Source organism: Methanosarcina hadiensis (genome assembly GCF_046529725.1).
Lineage (GTDB): Archaea > Halobacteriota > Methanosarcinia > Methanosarcinales > Methanosarcinaceae > Methanosarcina > Methanosarcina hadiensis.
Window position 1 is genome coordinate 2,111,985 of record NZ_CP136241.1, and the last position, 18,205, is coordinate 2,130,189.

The window sequence follows — 18,205 nt, forward strand, 5'->3', positions numbered from 1 at the left end:
GAATAAGCAGTTCTAACATGTGAAAAAAACGTGACAAACTCTTTCTTTACTTTTTATTTTCGTGCAGGGACATAGATAAGATAGTCGAGACTTCCGATATTATGGAAATCTAAAAAATGGTTTTTCGGGAATGAGAAGATAATTTCTTATCTGTTTCTTCACTTCTTTTTTAGAAAAAGTATCAAACAAAACTGGAGGAGAAGCCTTTATAATTTTTAAATTGATATTCTAATTTTTGAGCTAAAATCTCCAGATTTGTTCGACATCTTACCTTTTGAAAGACTCAAATAGAAGGTCTGCTATATAAAAAACTCAAAGGTTATAGGGCTAAAAGTTTTTTCTATCTCTTCACCTTTACTTTTATATTATTAACCTGTTGATAAAACCTGTTGACAACCTTCTATCTTTGAATTTAACGGATTAAAAACATGACCGAACTCGAAAAAACAGTTACTCTTGGGCGCGGTGTGGTCCTTGCAATCCTTATGGTTATAGGTTCCGGGCTGCTGGGCTTGCCCGGGCTGGTATCAGATGCCGGGACAGTGCAGGAAGTGATTTTCGGCTGGCTCCTGATTATCCTGGCTGCAATGCCTCTTATTCATATCTGTGCAGAGCTTGGGAAGAAATTTCCTTATTCAGGAGGCCTCTTCCACTATGCCCGCGAAGCTGTGGGAGAATGGGGAGGATATGCAGTAACTGCCCTTGTCTGCGGCTCCTTTATCCTGGGAGAACCGGCTGTTGCCCTCATTGGAGGTGAATACCTTCAGCACCTTTTTAATCTGCCTGAATATGGTGTGCATTTCCTGGCTTTTCTTATCATCACAGTCATGACCCTTATTACGATTGCCGGGGTCAGGCTAGTCTCTTTTTTCAATTATGCAGCCGTAGCTATACTGCTTTTTCTGATTGCTGCTCTTACTTTCTATAATTTCAACTTCTTTTCTTCAGGGCTTGTTTTTTCAGTGCAGGCTCTTTTTGAGGGCTTATCCGGAATCACAGGCCTGAATCCGGGAAATTCTGGTCCTGGAAATTCCAGCCTTTATCCTGACCCTTACAATATCTGGAAAATCTCTGCCCTGCTTTTCTGGGCTTTTCTGGGCTGGGAGAATATGTCTTTTGGATTGGGAGAATCTCCAGGATCCTGAAAAAAACGTCAAACGGGTTTTCTGGCTCAGTTTCGGGCTCACAATCTTTATTTACCTGATGCTAGCAGCTACAAGCATAGGAGCGGATGCTGACGGAATTCCTCTCAGCGGAGCATCCGGGCTTGTTGAGCTTGTTAAGTTTACGCCTCCTGGAAATCTGCTTATCTGGCTGATGGGAATAGTTATCATTGCCAATGTGACCTGCTGGAATTTTGCCTCAAGCCGCCTTGTCTATTCATCGGGAAAAGAGGAAGTGCTTCCTGCTTATCTGGGAAAAATTTCAAAAAAAGGGCAGCCAATGACAAGTATCCTGAGCATGTATGTTGCTTTTGTTCTGGTGCTTTTTGGGACCTATGTATTCGATATTTCGGTTTCTTCTCTTCTAATGCTCGTGAATCAAAACTTCCTTTTCCTTTACGGTTTCATCCTGTTATCTTACTGGAAAACCGAAATAGGCTGGAGACGCTAGGTGTATTCGGGGCTTTCATTACTTTCCCTTTCCTTCCTCGTTTCGGGGTTCACATGGAGAATTCTCTATTCTGTTGCCCTTACAGGAATAGGGTATTATGTGTTTGTCAGAAAAACTGCAAAACAAAAAGAAAGGGAAGAAAAAGCCGTATATACCACTTATTCAGACCTGTAAATCGAATTTTTAAGCAGAATTTTTAAACAGAATTTTTAAATCAAATATTCAAACTGAATTATTCAAACTGAATCCTATACTGAATCTTGCAAATCGAATATTATAACCTAATCTTATACTGAATCTTATAACCTAATCTTATACTGAATCTTATAACCTGATCTTATAAACCGAATCTTTAAATCATATCCGTAAATTTAAACTTATTTAAGATTCTCAGTTATATTTTTGTAGTCTGAATAATTCAATTTTTTACTGGCAAATATATAAATAGTGTAAAATATATTTGCAGATCAATTTAGTGGAAGTATCTAAAAGAGGAAAAATGAAGAAATTAGAAAAAACAATTACCCTGAAGAGAGGTCTGGGACTTGCGATCTGCATGCTTGTTGGGACAGGCATCCTGGCACTGCCCGGTCTTGCACTTGATGCAGGAAGCGCCCATGAAGCAATTCTTGGCTGGTTCCTTATTGCCCTTATTGCAGTCCCTCTTATTCAGATCTGCGCCCGCCTTGGCCTGAAATTCCCTTCAACTGCAGGGCTTGCTGCGTACGCTGAAGAAGCCGTGGGCCCCTGGGGTGGGTATGCAGTCTCATACCTTGTAGGCGGTTCTTTCTTTTTCGGGCTTCCTGCTGTTGCTCTTATTGGCAGCGAATATATGAAACAGCTCTTCAACCTGTCAGAATCAGGTGTAGCTCTCTTTGCAGTCGTTCTTGTAACATTAATGTTTATCTCAAACCTGGCAGGGATGAAAGCAATTTCTGTTATTAACTATGCAGCTCTGGCTGTACTTTTCCTGCTTACAGGTCTGCTCATAATTTTCAATCTTGATTTCTTAGGTTCAGGGCTCGAGACTGCCGCCGAAGCTCTTGGGGGCCGCGGAAACATAGACCTTAACAATGTCTGGAAGATTTCAGCTCTCCTTTTCTGGGCATTCCTGGGCTGGGAAAATCTGTCCTTCTCTCTTGGAGAGATAAAGGAGCCGAAAAGAAACGTGCCTTTACTCTACTGGCTGAGTTTTGCACTTGTAACTTTTATCTATATCGTTCTCGCCCTTATCAGTACAGGAGCAACTGCTTCAGGTGTTTCTCTTCAGGGAGCTGCCGGGCTTTCCGGACTTGTCCTTTTTACTCCTGGAGGAAACCTGCTCATCTGGCTCATGGTAATAGTAATTGCAGCAAATGCATGTTCCTGGAACTTTACTGCAAGCCGCCTGCTTTATGCCGGAGGCATGACAGGTGCTTTCCCTGACGCTTTCGGAAAGCTTTCAAAGAGGAATATCCCCGTATCCAGCCTGGTGGGGCTGTATGTCCTGTCAATTTTACTTATCCTCGGGACTTACGTTTTCAAAATCCCGGTATCATCCATGATGCTGCTTGTAAACCAGAACTTTGTATTCCTCTATGCATTTATTATTCTTGCGTACTGGAAAACAGAAACTGGCTGGATTAAATGGATTTTTTCAGCTCTTGCGCTTCTGTCCCTGAGTTTTCTGGTTTCAGGCTTTACCTGGAAAATCATTTACCCTGTCTTTCTGATAGGGCTGGGATATTACAGGTTTATATCCAGAAAAAGTCCGGAAAAAAGCACCCTATCCGGAAAAGAACTTATGGTTAGGGAAGAAAACAGGAGCTCTCTTGCTTTAACCCGCATTAAGGAACAGCAGTAATGATCTACTGCTCCATAATATTTTTATGCCACTTTTAAAAGGGTCTTAAAGTATTGGAATTCTTGCAAATTTTTACAAGATCTTTTCTATCTAAAACCTCTGACAGAAAATTATAAATGAGTTGACTTCTCAAAATAATGCAATAGTTTCCAGGCAATTTAAAATACACAGAGGAGCCTGATCAGATGCCAGTAATATGTGTTAAAGACGCACCAGGAAAAGGCAGAGGCGTATTTGCACAGAGAAATCTTAAAAAAGGTGAGGTAATAGAAACCTGTCCGGTCATCGTCCTTCCCCCTGAAGAAGTGAATAATCTTGAGCTTACCCAGCTCTACAATTACTATTTCGCATGGGGAGCCGATTCAAGAGCAGCAGCGATTGCTTTGGGCTATGGGTCGCTTTACAACCATTCATATGAACCAAACGCAAAATACCAGAAAGACTTCAGCAAGGGCCTTTTAAAATATGTTTGTATAAAAGATATCCAGAAAGACGAGGAAATAACCATAAACTATAATTGTAACCCTGAAGACAAAACCCCTGTCTGGTTTGGTGTAGCAGGCCAGAAATGATTTTTTTAGTTCAGCAGTGATATGATTTCAGTTTATTTTTAATTTCAATTTTTACTTTTTATTTTTTTTATTTTTTAATTTTTTTAATTTTTGTATTTAATCTACTCTTTTTATTCTACCGTTTCTTATTCTACCGTTTCTTATTCTACCGTTTCTTATTTTACTACTTCTTATTTTTTCCTTTACGGCTATCTTGAGAACTTATCTTATCTTTTCTGAGAATAAACATGGATTAAAATGAAAAATCAAATCAAAAATCAAATCAAAAATCAAAATTCCATTGCATCAAGCAGATAAAAGACAGATTAAAATATAGAAATCAACCATTGATATCAAAAATGGAAAATATACTTCTCAATGTCTTACAACTCAGCTTATTTGAAACCCTCTGTGTCACAGGCGCTCTAATACTTACAGGCGTGGTACTTGGAATATTAGAAAACAGAGCTAATTTTTATATCCAGAGTGTTTCAGGCATGAAAGGAATTATGCTTACAGCCTGGATAGGCACGCCGGTACACGAATCCGGCCATCTTCTTATGTGTTATCTTTTCAAGCACAGGGTGAGCGAATTCAAGCTCTTCAGCCTGAAGCCCAGAGACGGAGTCCTCGGATACGTCAACCATAGCTGGAACTCAAAAAGCCTGTATCAGAACATAGGGAACTTCTTCATAGGCATGGGTCCAATATTCAGTGGGACAGCAGCCCTTATTCTCGGAATGTACCTTTTCCTGCCAGATTCCTTTGCCACGTTTGCGAATTATCTGGCTCTTGATCCGCAGCAGCCTGACTCCCAGACGTTATCTGGTATTCTGGTATTGACAGTCCAGCTTTTTAAAAGCATTTTTTCGGCAGAAAACCTGGTTTCACTTAATTTCTGGATCTATTTTACTCTTGCAATTGGCATTTCTTCTCACATAGCCCTGAGTAAAGAAGACCTTAAAGGTACAGGAAGAGGCCTTATGACAATATTCACTTTTATTTTGCTGGTAAATGTTTTCGCTTTGCTTCTCAATGCCGATATATCTGGTTTTTTTACATCTATTCTGGCTCTTAATGTCTACCTGCTGGCTTTTTCAATGGTTTCGGTCGTTTTCTCTTTGATCAGGCTGATTTTGAGTGGTTTTGCTTATTTCTTTGTGCATAAAAATATGTAATGCACAGCAGTTTTCCTCTCTTTTAGCGTGTCTTAAATTATATTTGCTTATACAATGTGGGCAGGACTTACGTATTTGAACTAAAAACAGTAGCATTAATTCATTAGTAGGAACCGATATCACTATATTTTAGACCAGTACTTGTCCCTTCACTCAGCATGCTAATGAGGGGATTGTATTTTTCCCTCACGATACCACTAGATACTGCATCTCTGCTCTTCTTGAGTTCTTCAATTCGGTCAGATCTCTCAGAGTCTGATTTATATAAAATATTTGGATCGACAATTATGTAGCCGTCAACATCTTTCCTGAAATATTTAAATACGTGAGCGGTGAGCGAACTATCATAATGTTTTACTAAATTGGAAAATACTCTATTTAAGTTAGAGGATACTAGAATTCTTGAGTTTTTTGCAACCTCTGACTCCAGACGATACGCGTTAATAAATGCCGGGCCAATTAAGTCACTCTCGTCCCAGTAAACATCACCAAATTCAATGGCTCCTCTTATAGTGTATCCGTTCATAATAAACATTGACCAGATGTAGGAAATGTTCCCAAGGACAGCTTCTAATCCGAGAACGAGATCTCCGACTATGATTTCGTCATTAAACCCAAAGCAAATTGTGACGCTATCTGATACAGTATTGACACGGCACACGTACTTTCGAGAGTTTTCCTGACCATCATCTTCTATCTCTGTGAATATCGGCATCTCTCTTTTAATTGAAAGTATTTTTTCAAGTGGGTTTGAGGTCTGACTATTCCAGTTTTTTAGAATGTTATCTGAAAATCCAAGTACGTCAATGTAGCAAACATAGCCAATGCCTTTGAATTTTTCATTATTGCCGAGAATCATTCCATCTTCCCTTGCTACTTGCTTACAATTATAGGCGACATACATTTTTTTCTTTTTGACTTCAAGTTATACTGCAGATACATCTTATGGCGTGTCTTAAAATTAAACTTAGTTCCATAATCTTGATAGGACTCATACACTTGAACTGAAAAATGGGAGACTTAAAATGTTAAATATCTAAAGTGTAAATTCAAATCATAACGTTTAATGTTTTTGATTTTACTTCCCAAGTATGTAATTCATATGGAAAAACTTAAGGCTGGTGTGTACCTGAATTCTAGGAAAGGCTACAGTCTTAATTTAAAGTTAATGTTATCAATTATCTAAATGTAGATTTTTTTGAATTTGTAGGTAGTTTCTTAGTCAGGTGTAAAACTGCAATTTGGTGTGAAATTGTAATCTAAGTATACCAAAAATAGAATAATCAGAGTTGCGCTGGCTCACCCTGTTGCAAGCGAATGTGGTATTCTACTTGAATAAACCTAGCTTATTTCTTATATGCTATTACTAATAATCAAAATTCATATTTTTAAAATAACTCAATTAAATATCGTAAACATAAGTATTACACCCTCATAAAAAAAGACTTATCTGCTTTCAATGTAATTTTTGAGTGCTGATTTCTCAAATTCTGAGGCTATTCGCAAATTTAAACGTTGTCTTTGTAGGTGTAAGTATCGAATTGGGTGAATTAATGAGCAGAAATAATTATAAATCAATATGTTTCGTTGCTATGCCCTATGGCAAGAAAACTGATTTTAACACTGGAGCTGAAATCGATTTTGACAAAATATACCAATTAGCCATAAAACCAGCGATTGAGGAAGCAGGACTGGAGCCACTGCGTGGTGATGAGGAGCTAACTGGGGGGATAATTCATACTACAATGTTTGCTAGGCTGTTACTTTCAGAATATGTGGTTGCTGACTTAACCCTTTCCAATCCGAATGTATTTTATGAACTGGGAATCCGTCACGCCGTCAAACCATTTACTACAGTCCCCATTTATGCCAAGATACATCCATTACCTTTTGACGTTGGCATGGTTAGAGCAATTGGCTATAACCTGGAAAACAGTACTTTGTCAAAAGAGGCATCTTTATCAAAAGAGGCAGCTGAAAATCTAAAATCTGAGCTGATGAAACGCATTCAACAAGTAATCAACGGTCCTCAAGCTAATGACAGCCCGCTATTCGAATTGATCCCGAAGTTTCCAGCTGTCGAGCTGCCATATGAAGTAACTCACTCTTTTAGAGAGCGGGTTAACCAGGACAAAGAATTCCAGGAACGTCTTGATAAGGCTAAATTAAATTTGTCTAATCGAGAACGAGGTATGGCCCTGTTAAAAATTCAACAAGAATTGGGAGATCCGAGAAAGATTCAAACCAGCATACTACTAGACCTGATGCTCTCTTTTCGCAGTGTGGAAGCCTGGAATGAAATGACAGCTCTTTGCGAATCTTTTCCAGATTATTTAAAAAATCATATCTTTGTACGCCAGCAGTGGGCGCTTTCACTAAATCGACGGAACAAACCGGGAGATAGGGACAAAGCTATTTCACTTCTTACAGGGGTTATGAAAGAATATGGTCCCGATCCCGAAACTCTTGGTATATTAGGGCGCATACACAAGGATCGCTACCGTGAAGCAAAAGAGAAGAGAAGCATTATGGCTTCAACTGCCCTGGATGACTCAATTTATGCTTACACCGAGGGCTTCGAGTCAGATCCTCGTAATTACTATCCGGGCATAAATGCTATAACATTACTCATCGAGAAAGGTGATGAAGAATCTTTGAAAAAGGCGGAAGAACTAGCTCCTTTGGTAAGTTTTGCAGTGGCTCGTTGCGGTGGTGCTAGTTCAAGCAACTACTGGGATCTTGCTACAGTACTCGAACTTAATTGTATAAGCAGCGATTGGTTTTCAGCGGTAAAAGTTTTACCAAAAATGCTAGACAAGGCAAAAGAGTCATGGATGCTAAAGTCCACGTTAGGAAATCTCATGATGTTAAAACAGGCTCGTATTCGCCAAGGTCATGATACGGAAAAGCTTCAAGAGATAATAAACGAATTCGAGATATGTATATGTGATCTTTGAGCACAATTGCAGAATTTTTCTCTGGAAATTATGCGTAGCTTTTCTTGGGTACTTTATTTATAGTGTAATTTCCCAACTTCGATTTTAAAGGTACTCTTTCTAATTATTGCAGAGGCGATTCTTGCTTATATTTATCCTTTATACTGTAAATGAATCAACAAAGGGATTGAAACAGCAGAATCTTTCTGGAAACCTATAATTGCTGTTGAATCTTGGGAATCAGAAAGGACATCGAGAGTTGTAAAAAAGTATGCTGATATGAATATAAAACGGAATACTGAATCAATAGTTGATGCCAGAATGGACTTAGCATAAGGTGATTGTATAATGAGAAAGGCATTGGTTATAGGAATAAATGATTATAAAGGCGAGGATAAGAATCAAGATGTTTCATTAGAAGGATGTGTAAATGACGCTATATCTATAGCCAGTATACTGGAAAAAAACGGCGACGGGTCCCCAAACTTTGATGTTAAATTGATAACAAATCCTCCAAACACAACTGATATTCCTACAATAAGATGGCTAATTGAGGATTTATTTGAAGCACCTAATGATGTCGCATTACTTTATTATGCAGGTCATGGCTTACTAAAATCTACAGGAGGGTACATTGTTACATCAGATTTCCGACAATATAATGAAGGTATATCTATGCAAGAAATCCTTGAGCTTGCAACTAATTCTGAAGCTAGAAGTAAAATCATTATCTTAGATTGTTGTCATTCTGGCTCTTTTGCAGCATCAAATCTAGGAAATTCAAGAGTCTCAAATTTATGTGATGAGCTAACTGTAATTACGGCTAGCCGTAATATAGAATCTGCAGCTGAATTAGATGATGGTCATGGAGTATTTACTTCATTGTTGATTAACGCACTTCAAGGAGGAGCTGCAGATATTAGGGGGCATATTACAGCTGGAAGTATATACGCTTACATAGATTCTGCTCTTGGAGCCTGGGCACAAAGGCCTATTTTTAAAACAAATGTTTCCAGATTTGTGTCAATAAGGAGCATAAATCCAAAAGTACCTCTTGAAAAGCTGAGACAAATTCCCAGATACTTCCCAAAGCCTGAAAATGAATTTAAATTGGATCCTTCTTATGAACCTACTTCAGAGAAGGCTATTGGTTTTAAATGTGCGATATTCAAGGATTTACAAGATTTTGAATCTGAAGGACTTGTAAAACCTGTGGATGAGGAACATATGTATTATGCTGCAATGAATTCAAAATCTTGTAAGTTGACAGCTTTAGGATACCACTATTGGAGATTAGTCAAACAAAATAAACTATAATTTCATTCTGTAAAGATTAGTGCTCTAATCTTTATCTTTCAGTGTTAGTTATTGATCTAATTCGATAAGAGGCAATCACCTTATTCATTCAGGTTTAAACTTGCCTATATGATTATATTTTTAAATAAGCAACCTTCAAAGTCGAATTATTTACTATTTAATCTATTGTCACGCATCTTTATATCAAAACGAAAAACTTTTAATCGTTCATGAAGTGATGATTTCTAATCAAAGGTTGGTAGGGTTAAATCTAATTTTAAATTTACACGTAGTAGCAAAAAGAGTTTTTAAAATGGTTCTATGGAAATTCCAGTGTTTCTTAGTTATGCAAAACCATTCAATCAAAAACAAAAAAAATTTATCAGCAAAGTTGCAGGACATTTAGTGGAAAACGGTTTCAAGCCGAGAACCCTAGGAATTACCGATAATAGTACTTCTGCGCCATTAATCAAAATACGAGAGATTATAAATGAATGCCATGGGCTACTATCAGTTGCGTTTAGACGCGGATTTATAGAAAAAGGAGTTGGCAAACCTAATACTGATTTGGCAGGACATGTACAGTATGACCTTTCTCAAAAATGGATTACAAGTCCCTACTGTCAAATTGAACCTTCCATGGCCTTTCAAGTAGATATGCCTATCTTAATTTTTCGGGAAAAAGGAGTTATTGATGATGGCATTCTTGAAAAAGGCGTTGTTGGTTCCTATATGCCTGAATTTGATCTTGATTTATCGATTGATCAATATTTTAAATCTTCTGAATGGATACAGTTAATTACCGAATGGAAAAAATCAGTGCTAGAATATAAAATGCGGAAACAATTCAAATCAAATGTGCTTGTCCACCACATAATAAGTTGCTGTATATGTGAAGAAAAAGAAATATCATTCGATCACCTGTATAATGCATTCAAAATGTCTATAGATAGAGAAGGTTATAATCATTACGAAAGATTTGCCGCAATTATCGGTGCGGATGGAAATTTTGAAAGCAGATACCGAATTCCTCGTCACTCACTACAATCTGATTATATTTTTATTTGCAATAATGTTTTCAAAGATTGACCATTATTTCAGTATCAATTTCAAGTCTTGTGTCTTTCTCTTGTTGCTCGTCATCCTTATTTCAATAAACTATAGTTTTCAGTATCTATTGCTTGTTTTAAGTGGATTTTGTTAATACTCCAGTTTCCAGAATTACCTGATGTGAAGTTTTCATCTATTCATACTACGAACTTATCATGTTCGCTATTGATTAGTCAAATGCAAAATTATAGTATAAACGTATCAAAAAATAGAAAAAATGGTAAAGTATTCATATGCTGGAGGACTGCCTCAAACCATTCGTGATAAATTCATTTATGACAATTTTAAAGTCAAAGTTTTTCCCTTCATTTTTCTTACCTCTGCTCAAGATACGGGTTTAGAGAAGAAAGGGCCTGTTCTCTCCTGTGCTCAGATTTAATCCCCTGTGCCATCTCACAGGCTTTCTTAATAGTATCTTCTTTTCTTGTTCCGTCCAGGTATGGAATAATGAACGAGAGAGCTTCGGGTCTCATGTCTTTGTCTTTGAGGTTTGAAGCTAATTCAAGGGCTTCTTCCAGAATATCTTCGCTCTTTGGCCAATCCAGATATGGGACGAGCAAAGAAAGAGCCTGTACCCTGAGATAGTCGGACAGAATACTATACGCCAGTTCATGGGCTTTTTTCAAAATTCTTTCATTTTTTCTCAAACCGTACAGATGCGGGATAAGCGATGAAATAATCTGAAACTTTGCATCACTATACCGAATATGGAGGGCAAAAGCAAAGATATCTTCAATAAGCCTTTCCTTTCCAGGACCTCTCAGATGCGGAACAAGAGAAGAAAGCACAAGGGACCTTTCATCTTCATCCTGAATATTTGATGCGTAATAAAGGGCTTTTTCTATAAGTTCTGCCCTTCTAGGTTCCTCCAGGTAAGGAATAATAAGGGAAAGCGCCTGGGACCTCAGGTCACCATACTCAATTTGGGAGGCAAAATCAAGGGCTTTTTCAATAAATTCCTCTTTTTCTGGCCCTTCCAGGTCAGATAGAACCGACAGGCGAGCCTGGAATTTTTGAGCTTCACCATGGCCTCTAATATTCATTCCTGCAATCTTTGCCATTCTTATGGCGCTGGGGCTACCTTCGGATTTTATTCCCTGGTTAAGCTGGATGTGAGTGTACTGGCGCCTCAGGTTTTTAACACTGATACTGGTTTCGAGCGTATCGTCTTCCTCGAGAGAGGAGTCTGCTCCGGAGTTTGACAGATCTTGCTGTTCCAGATCCTGAACTGTACTTTTTTTTGCCAGAAATTCTTCAAGCAACTTATTTAATTCCTCAAAAACTTTATTTTTACTATCTGAACGCTGTTTTTTAAGCCTGGCAGTCTCCTTTTCAATTATCTCTTTTATTGTCGGTTCTTCCATAAAAGATGAAATTTCTAAAGCTAAATCAGGATCCTGCTCAAGGGACTGCAGGATCTCCTGAGTCAAAGCCTGTTTTACCTCAGGGTCGGAAGGCGAAATAATCATGTCTCCTGCGGCTTCTTTTAACTCGGGCCTTTCTCTGGAACACAGTTTCTCCCATAATTTTTTCTTAATCGCCCATATATCAGGTCCCTCTATCTTCCCGGCTTCTGCATCAGCCCTTTTAGACCCTATGACCAGATAAGGAATTACAGGCTCAAGAAAGTCTGTGATTGTTTGTGCCATCTGTATGATTATTAAATCCTCTTGCCGCATTATTTCATCCTTCGTTTACATTACATTATATTACTGCATATCTTCTCTTTTAATTATTTTCCAAGTAAAATTATATCATAAATGTAATACCTGTAATGAGATAAATATGTAATAGATTTAATACCTGATCAGAAATATGTAATAGATTTAATACCTGATCGGAAGCACCAGAAAACCTGGATGATCCGTATATGGCCTATAAGATTATAGTTAATCCTGATAGTTGATCCCGGTCACGGCTGCGCCTGCTTGCTGATACATATGGATTGTTAAAAATATCGGCGGTCAAAAAGCAAGCACATAATTAAAAAATTCTGCTCTTCTTTTGGAGTTTATGATCCTGTTTTATTAAAAAAACATGCATTTCCCCGATAATATATAAATACATTCTAGTATACTGTTTGTAAATATTATAAGACATGGCTAAAATGAAAATATTAATTCTTGCGCTTACTCTGATGTTACTATCTACAGACTGTGTTGAAAATACGGTTTCAGTTAGTGAAAATACTAACCAGGCTAACGGAAGTAAAGACGGAATTAATAATGAAAGTACAGATATGATTGAAAATGATAAAACTGTAGTTCCGGAAAATACTGTAAATGCGGGCTCAGTTAAAGACTACGATATTGCAGCTGCAAACAATGCTTTTGCTTTTGACATGTATTCACAGCTGGCGAAGCTGGAAACCGGAGAGCAGGGAAATATCTTTTTTTCGCCGCACAGCATTTCTGCTGCCATGGCGATCTGTTATGAGGGAGCTGAAAACACTACAAAGGAGCAAATATCAAACGTATTTTATTTCCCCATTGATAAAACAGTTTTAAGAGAGAGTTTCAAAGAAATGAATGGCAGGATAAATTCTGAAAAAGACAATTATAAGCTTGAAACTGCAAATGCACTCTGGGTACAGGAAGGATATCCTGCGGAGGAAGAATATATTTACAATGTCAAAAACTACTACAACGGAGAAGTGACAAATCTTGATTTCGCAGGAAAACCGGATGGCTCCAGAGATACCATTAATGAATGGGTTGAAGATAAAACAAATAACAAAATTAAAGACCTTGTTCCGGAAGATTCTATAACGCCTGACGCCCAAATAATAATTACGAATGCGATTTACTTCAATGGAAAATGGATATATGTATTTGATAAAAGGCTGACGGACAAAGATACTTTTTATCCGATAGAAGGAGAAAAAATTTCTGTAGATATGATGCACAGTGCTGAAAATTTTGCTTATGGCGAAAACTCTGATGCAAAAATTATAGAATTGCCTTACAGGGGCAATAATTTATCCATGTACATCGTACTCCCGAAAGAGAACAATATTGAAAAGTTTGAAGCAGAATTTATGCTAAAAGATTACACTGAGCTTAAAAATAACATGAATTTCGCAGCGGAAGTTGAGACTTCACTTCCAAAATTCAGTTTTGAGACTAAAACCGAGCTTTCAGATCCCCTCATTAAAATGGGAGTTACGGATGCTTTTGGCCCTGCCGATTTTACAGGAATCTGTCACAATCCATTAAAAGTATCAAGGGTTATTCATCAGGCATTTATAGATGTATATGAAGAAGGAACGGAAGCCGCCGCAGCAACAATGATTGAGATGGAAAAGGGTTGCGCCGTATCTGATACAAAAGAATTCAAAGCCGACCATCCGTTTATGTTCTTTATAGAGGATAAAAGGACAGACTGCATCCTCTTCATGGGAAAGGTTGAATATCCTGAGTATGACTAAAGAGAAAAGCTTAAAGTGGCAGCGAAAAGTTAAATATTAAGAAAAAGTTAAATATTAAAGTACTTACTGCCAGGACATCTTATCGAGCTGCTTGATTAAATCACTTGCTTCCTCATAAGATAATTCAGTCCAGCTTTTCTTGAATTCATCACAATACTGATTAATTTTTTTATGTCTTTCCATATACCTGAGAGACTTTATTACGATACTTTTTTGCCTGAGGTTTATTTGAGAATCTGTAAATTCCATAAAATGCTCCTTTATGCCTTGCCTTTACTTTTTGTATTTTTAAGCTATAGTCAAAATTCAGAAATCTGAAGTCTTTTATTTATTAAAAAGCCTATACTCTTGATTACTACATATATAGTTCACTTTATATATACGTACCCATACATAATATTCATACAGATATAAACAGAAAAATCATCAGTATATAGCACTTTATCTTTAATATTGAAAAATCCTACTATAATGATTCGATACATACTGATTTCAGTAATCTTTGATAAATGAGTTTGTATATAATAATTGTAACCTTTATTTTTTTTCGATTAAAAAAAGTGTGTCTTTTTAGATTCTTGTTTTAGAAAAGGGCTAATTCCTTGTGTATACCAGCTGGAAAATACTTTTGCATGATCTTCTGATAGTAGCCGGAATAGCTTTAGCTTCAAAAAATATCCACGGTATCAGAGTGGCGCCAAATACATTTTTGCTGCCAGCCAAAATTTAAAATCCATAGTTATAAAAGATAAACCCGCCAAACTGGAATATATTATAAAAGGAAGGAATTGAAGCAGCAGTTGGTGGGATTTATTGAGTGACCAGCCCGGGATACATGATAAAACATTCAGTCAGGAATCAGATGAGCGAACAAAAGCTGCAAAGCAGCTTGGGGCCCTCTTTGAGGCTTTCCCGGATAGAAACCAGGCATTTGAAGACCTGTTAAGGCTCTGCTCTGACAGGGATAGTGAAGTAAGAGAAGAAGCTATTAATTCCCTTACAATAGTTTTTCCTAATGTACAGAAAAAAGAGCTGGTCTGGGAGAGGTTTATAAACCTTACAGCTTACCCTGATGAACTGGTTTTTAAAGCGGCAGTTAACTCTCTTATTACTGTTTTTCCCCTTATTCAGGATAAAAGCAGAGCATGGAAAGACCTGATTGAACTGATAAACTCAAAATCAAGCCTTGAGGATGTCAGAAGGGGAATTGTTCTCTTGCTCCCGAATATCATTTCTGAATTTCCTGATAAGCGGCAGGCATGGAAGGATTTGCTTGAAATGACAGGATCAGGCGACCTCTATGTCCGAAAAAAAGCAGCTTTTTTTTTAAGTATGGTTTTTCCGGGGCTGCCTGAGGAGAAAAAAAGTGAAGCATGGGGAGATCTCCTTGAACTGGCAGGAGAAAACGGAGACATAAAAGTAAGACATCAGGCTGTAAAGGCTCTTGGAGAGGTTTTCCCATACGTCCCGGATAAAGATAAGGCATATTCCGATCTTATAAATCTGGCGGGAAATAGGGACAGTTACGCACTCAGAGACGTTTTAAAGGCTCATTCTTCTACCCACCCTAAGCTGTTCGAAGATTACGCGGCAAATTCAGCAATAATAGAAACAGAAGAAACAAAGGAAAAAGAGGAATGGGAAGAGAAAAAATCAGTCAAACCAGCATGGTATTATAGAACGGAATATGATAAAACGAAATATGAAAAAACGGTTTTTGAAAAAGCCGATTCTGTGCAGAGGGATGCAACTAATTCTCCAGGATATGGCATTTCCAGAGAGGAAGAAGGGAAGGAAAAAAGAATAATGGGGGAAATTGGAGTGAGTGGGGAAGACAGGACCGAAAATGAGCAGGTTAAAGAGAAAGAAAGCAAGAAATCCGCTTCTGGTTTCCTGAGACAGACAGGGGATAAAGACAGGTACGTGAGAAGGAACGCAGTTGAATCTTTTGCGAGAACATACTCAGGGTTCCCAGACAAAAATGAAATTATAGAGGATCTTCTCAGACTCAGTTCGGACCCCGACCCTCAGATGAGGAGAGGTGCAATTGAATCTCTCCTTTCAGTATATTTAAGAAAAGCAGACAAAACACAGGACATCTGGCATGAACTGCTCAGAATGTCTGAAGATCCGGATGCAGGCGTCAGAAGAGGAACCGCAGAAATGCTTTCTCATGTCCTGCCTGCGGTTGAAGAAAAATCTACAGTTTTTTACGACCTTATAGGGCTTGCTGAAAGCCAGGACGCCCAGCTCAGGAAGAAGGCAGCAGAGCTTCTCGCTGTTGCGTTTAAATACTCGGATGATAAGCAAAGGGCATGGAATGACCTTATGAGACTTACATCATCTGAGGACAGAGAAGTCAGAAAAGGGGCGGTTGTCGCTCTCTCTTCCGGACATCAGGAGGTTCCTGATAAAGCAAAAGTCTGGGGCGACCTTATAAGGCTTTCAGCTCATGGCGATAGCTTTGTTCAAAGGATAGCAACAAAAACTCTTGGACCTGCCTTTTTTTATGTGCCTGATAAAACAATGGCATGGAGAGACCTGCAGACTCTTATTGATAACCCTTATATTTATATCCGCAGGTATGCGCTCCGCTCCCTTGGAAGGGCTTCCCTGTGGAGGGTCCTTAAGGCGGAAAACGAAGCTGCTTACCTTTTCGGGCTTAAAGAAGCAGTCAAATATTTTAAGGAAGCGGCTGAAACCTCTGTCGGAATTACTATTCCTGAATTTTATCATCCATTTTATGAGGCTCTCTTACAGATCCTTTTCGGGGACAGGTCTTCAAAACTCGAAAGCGAACGGTATCTCTCAGATGTAATCCGTGGAACAGGAGACCTGGAGGAAAACAGGAAGCTCCTTGAAACTCTGGAAGAATTTGCAGGGCTCCTTCAAGCAGCAGGAGACCTGAGTGCTGGGGATCTATCTGCCCGCAAAAAGTTTCTTGAGGATTCTATCGGAGCTTTTGACCGGGCTTCAGGGCTTTTTGAAGCTATAGAGGAAGATTATATTCTTGCGCAAAAAACCTTCAGTAAGGACTACCAGAAGGCCGGAAAAGTGGTCACGGAACAGAGGCTGAAAGAGACTTTATCCGGGATCCGCTATAAAGCAAGAACTGCCTGCCTTAAGGCAAAAGGCAAACCCACGGAAAAAATTACGTGTGCAGTGAGTCAAAAAGTCAAAGGATGGAGTTTCCAGGATATTGAAAAAGATAGAAAAAAACTGGAAAAGCAGCTTGAATCCCTGCTTAATACGGTTACGGTTCAGATCCCTTATATTCCAGAAAACACCCATATTTTTGAGAGGCTTGAGGAAATAAGGAAGGAGCAGGATCTCCTGGAGAAATACAGGCAGGTTAGCAGGTTCATAAGCATGATTCCGGAAGTAAAGATGTTTTCAAGATCCTCAGGAAGGTAAATAATCCTTACCTTCAGTTTGCCTGCAGTTTATATTCTATCCTGCCAATCCTTCTTTATGTATGAGGCAGGCATCGAGTTAAAGGAGGAGGATTTTGAATTCTCAAAGCCCCCTCTCTCAAAAAGATTCATTCGCCTGGTGTTTGAAAAATATCAGCTGGAATACATTGCTTATTTTGGCGGAAATATGTTCTATGTCTCAAGGCAAAACTCAGAACCCTTTACACCTTTGTATCCAGGTGCGAGATACCCTGAAGATATCGAGCTCGTCTTCGACTTCATGGTACGTGAGAGAATTCGCAGAATAAAATACGAGAAAGGTGTGCTTTATAGGTCTGCAGTTCCTGGACTTTCGGATTCCTGAAAAACAACCGGAACAATGAGAAAAATATGGTTTCATATGGTTTCCAAAAGTCTCTAAAAAAGATATAGATGAAACTGCAAATAAAACAAAACCCGATTGGTTTTTTCCCTTTGTTCGGGTTATTTATAGTTATATTACAATATTAACATTAAAAAGTTTCTCTTTATGGATAGGGGGTACTGGATGATACACAAATGGGAATATGATTCTCGCAGAATTAATGGTATAAACATGCCACAAATGATGAGCGACCTTGAAAGAATCGGGAACGAGGGCTGGGAGCTTGTTCAGATTAAAGATGACGTAGATGATGAAGGAAAAGTAACAGCGATTTTCAAACGTGAAAAACCGGAGACCATATCTCTCTGATTAAGCCTACTTTGACCGTTTTAAACATATTATATTTTATATTTCAATACATTTTTGCTGTTTTCTATAAATAAGTTATTTCTGAAATGTAACACTGAGGAATC

Annotated in this window: 15 protein-coding genes; 13 read left to right on the top strand and 2 right to left on the bottom strand. The window is 38.3% G+C overall.

Annotated elements, in window-relative coordinates:
• Positions 1-428: 428 nt before the first annotated feature.
• The 6 genes from RSJ42_RS08985 (at position 429) to RSJ42_RS09010 (ending at position 5,186) form a co-directional block, all read left to right on the top strand.
• Positions 429-1,145, top strand: a complete 717-nt coding sequence (locus tag RSJ42_RS08985) for an amino acid permease (protein WP_410510227.1) — start codon at positions 429-431, stop codon at positions 1,143-1,145.
• Positions 1,117-1,614 (top strand): amino acid permease, encoded by a 498-nt coding sequence (locus tag RSJ42_RS08990; RefSeq protein WP_410510228.1) that lies wholly within the window; start codon positions 1,117-1,119, stop codon positions 1,612-1,614. Before RSJ42_RS08985 ends, RSJ42_RS08990 begins: the two co-directional genes overlap by 29 nt.
• A complete protein-coding gene (locus RSJ42_RS08995) occupies positions 1,615-1,788 on the top strand; it encodes a hypothetical protein (protein WP_410510229.1) in 174 nt (57 codons plus the stop codon). It begins immediately after the preceding gene.
• A 325-nt stretch (positions 1,789-2,113) separates the two neighbouring features.
• A complete protein-coding gene (locus RSJ42_RS09000) occupies positions 2,114-3,457 on the top strand; it encodes an APC family permease (RefSeq protein WP_410510230.1) in 1,344 nt (447 codons plus the stop codon).
• A gap of 185 nt (positions 3,458-3,642) precedes the next feature.
• Positions 3,643-4,029: an SET domain-containing protein gene (locus RSJ42_RS09005; RefSeq protein WP_410510231.1), complete on the top strand. Its 387-nt coding sequence runs from the start codon at positions 3,643-3,645 to the stop codon at positions 4,027-4,029.
• Positions 4,030-4,367: 338 nt separating this feature from the next.
• The gene (locus RSJ42_RS09010; protein WP_410510232.1) at positions 4,368-5,186 is read left to right on the top strand and encodes a hypothetical protein; all 819 of its coding nucleotides are present in this window, start codon (positions 4,368-4,370) and stop codon (positions 5,184-5,186) included.
• A 103-nt stretch (positions 5,187-5,289) separates the two neighbouring features.
• Here the strand turns inward: RSJ42_RS09010 and RSJ42_RS09015 are convergent, their stop codons facing one another.
• On the bottom strand, positions 5,290-6,045 hold the full coding sequence (locus tag RSJ42_RS09015; protein WP_410510233.1) for a hypothetical protein: 756 nt from the start codon (positions 6,043-6,045) through the stop codon (positions 5,290-5,292).
• Positions 6,046-6,727: 682 nt separating this feature from the next.
• Here RSJ42_RS09015 and RSJ42_RS09020 point away from each other — a divergent pair.
• From RSJ42_RS09020 to RSJ42_RS09030, 3 genes are all read left to right on the top strand, one after another.
• Entirely contained in the window at positions 6,728-8,143 is a 1,416-nt protein-coding gene (locus RSJ42_RS09020; RefSeq protein WP_410510234.1) for a TRAFs-binding domain-containing protein, read from the top strand.
• Between the two features lie 327 nt (positions 8,144-8,470).
• The gene (locus RSJ42_RS09025) at positions 8,471-9,439 is read left to right on the top strand and encodes a caspase domain-containing protein (protein WP_410510235.1); all 969 of its coding nucleotides are present in this window, start codon (positions 8,471-8,473) and stop codon (positions 9,437-9,439) included.
• A 300-nt stretch (positions 9,440-9,739) separates the two neighbouring features.
• Complete coding sequence (locus tag RSJ42_RS09030; RefSeq protein WP_410510236.1) at positions 9,740-10,507, top strand: hypothetical protein; 768 nt, start codon at positions 9,740-9,742, stop codon at positions 10,505-10,507.
• Between the two features lie 335 nt (positions 10,508-10,842).
• On the opposite strand, the gene RSJ42_RS09035 is transcribed toward RSJ42_RS09030, so the two are convergent.
• Positions 10,843-12,207: a hypothetical protein gene (locus RSJ42_RS09035; RefSeq protein ID WP_410510237.1), complete on the bottom strand. Its 1,365-nt coding sequence runs from the start codon at positions 12,205-12,207 to the stop codon at positions 10,843-10,845.
• A 428-nt stretch (positions 12,208-12,635) separates the two neighbouring features.
• On the opposite strand from RSJ42_RS09035, the gene RSJ42_RS09040 reads away from it, so the two are divergent.
• From RSJ42_RS09040 to RSJ42_RS09055, 4 genes are all read left to right on the top strand, one after another.
• Complete coding sequence (locus RSJ42_RS09040) at positions 12,636-13,955, top strand: serpin family protein (protein WP_410510238.1); 1,320 nt, start codon at positions 12,636-12,638, stop codon at positions 13,953-13,955.
• Between the two features lie 813 nt (positions 13,956-14,768).
• Positions 14,769-17,369: a HEAT repeat domain-containing protein gene (locus RSJ42_RS09045; RefSeq protein ID WP_410510239.1), complete on the top strand. Its 2,601-nt coding sequence runs from the start codon at positions 14,769-14,771 to the stop codon at positions 17,367-17,369.
• Positions 17,370-17,426: 57 nt separating this feature from the next.
• Positions 17,427-17,732 carry a hypothetical protein gene (locus RSJ42_RS09050; RefSeq protein ID WP_410510240.1) on the top strand — a complete coding sequence of 102 codons (306 nt, stop codon included), beginning with the start codon at positions 17,427-17,429 and terminating at the stop codon, positions 17,730-17,732.
• A gap of 183 nt (positions 17,733-17,915) precedes the next feature.
• Positions 17,916-18,101: a hypothetical protein gene (locus RSJ42_RS09055; protein WP_410510241.1), complete on the top strand. Its 186-nt coding sequence runs from the start codon at positions 17,916-17,918 to the stop codon at positions 18,099-18,101.
• Positions 18,102-18,205 lie beyond the last annotated feature (104 nt).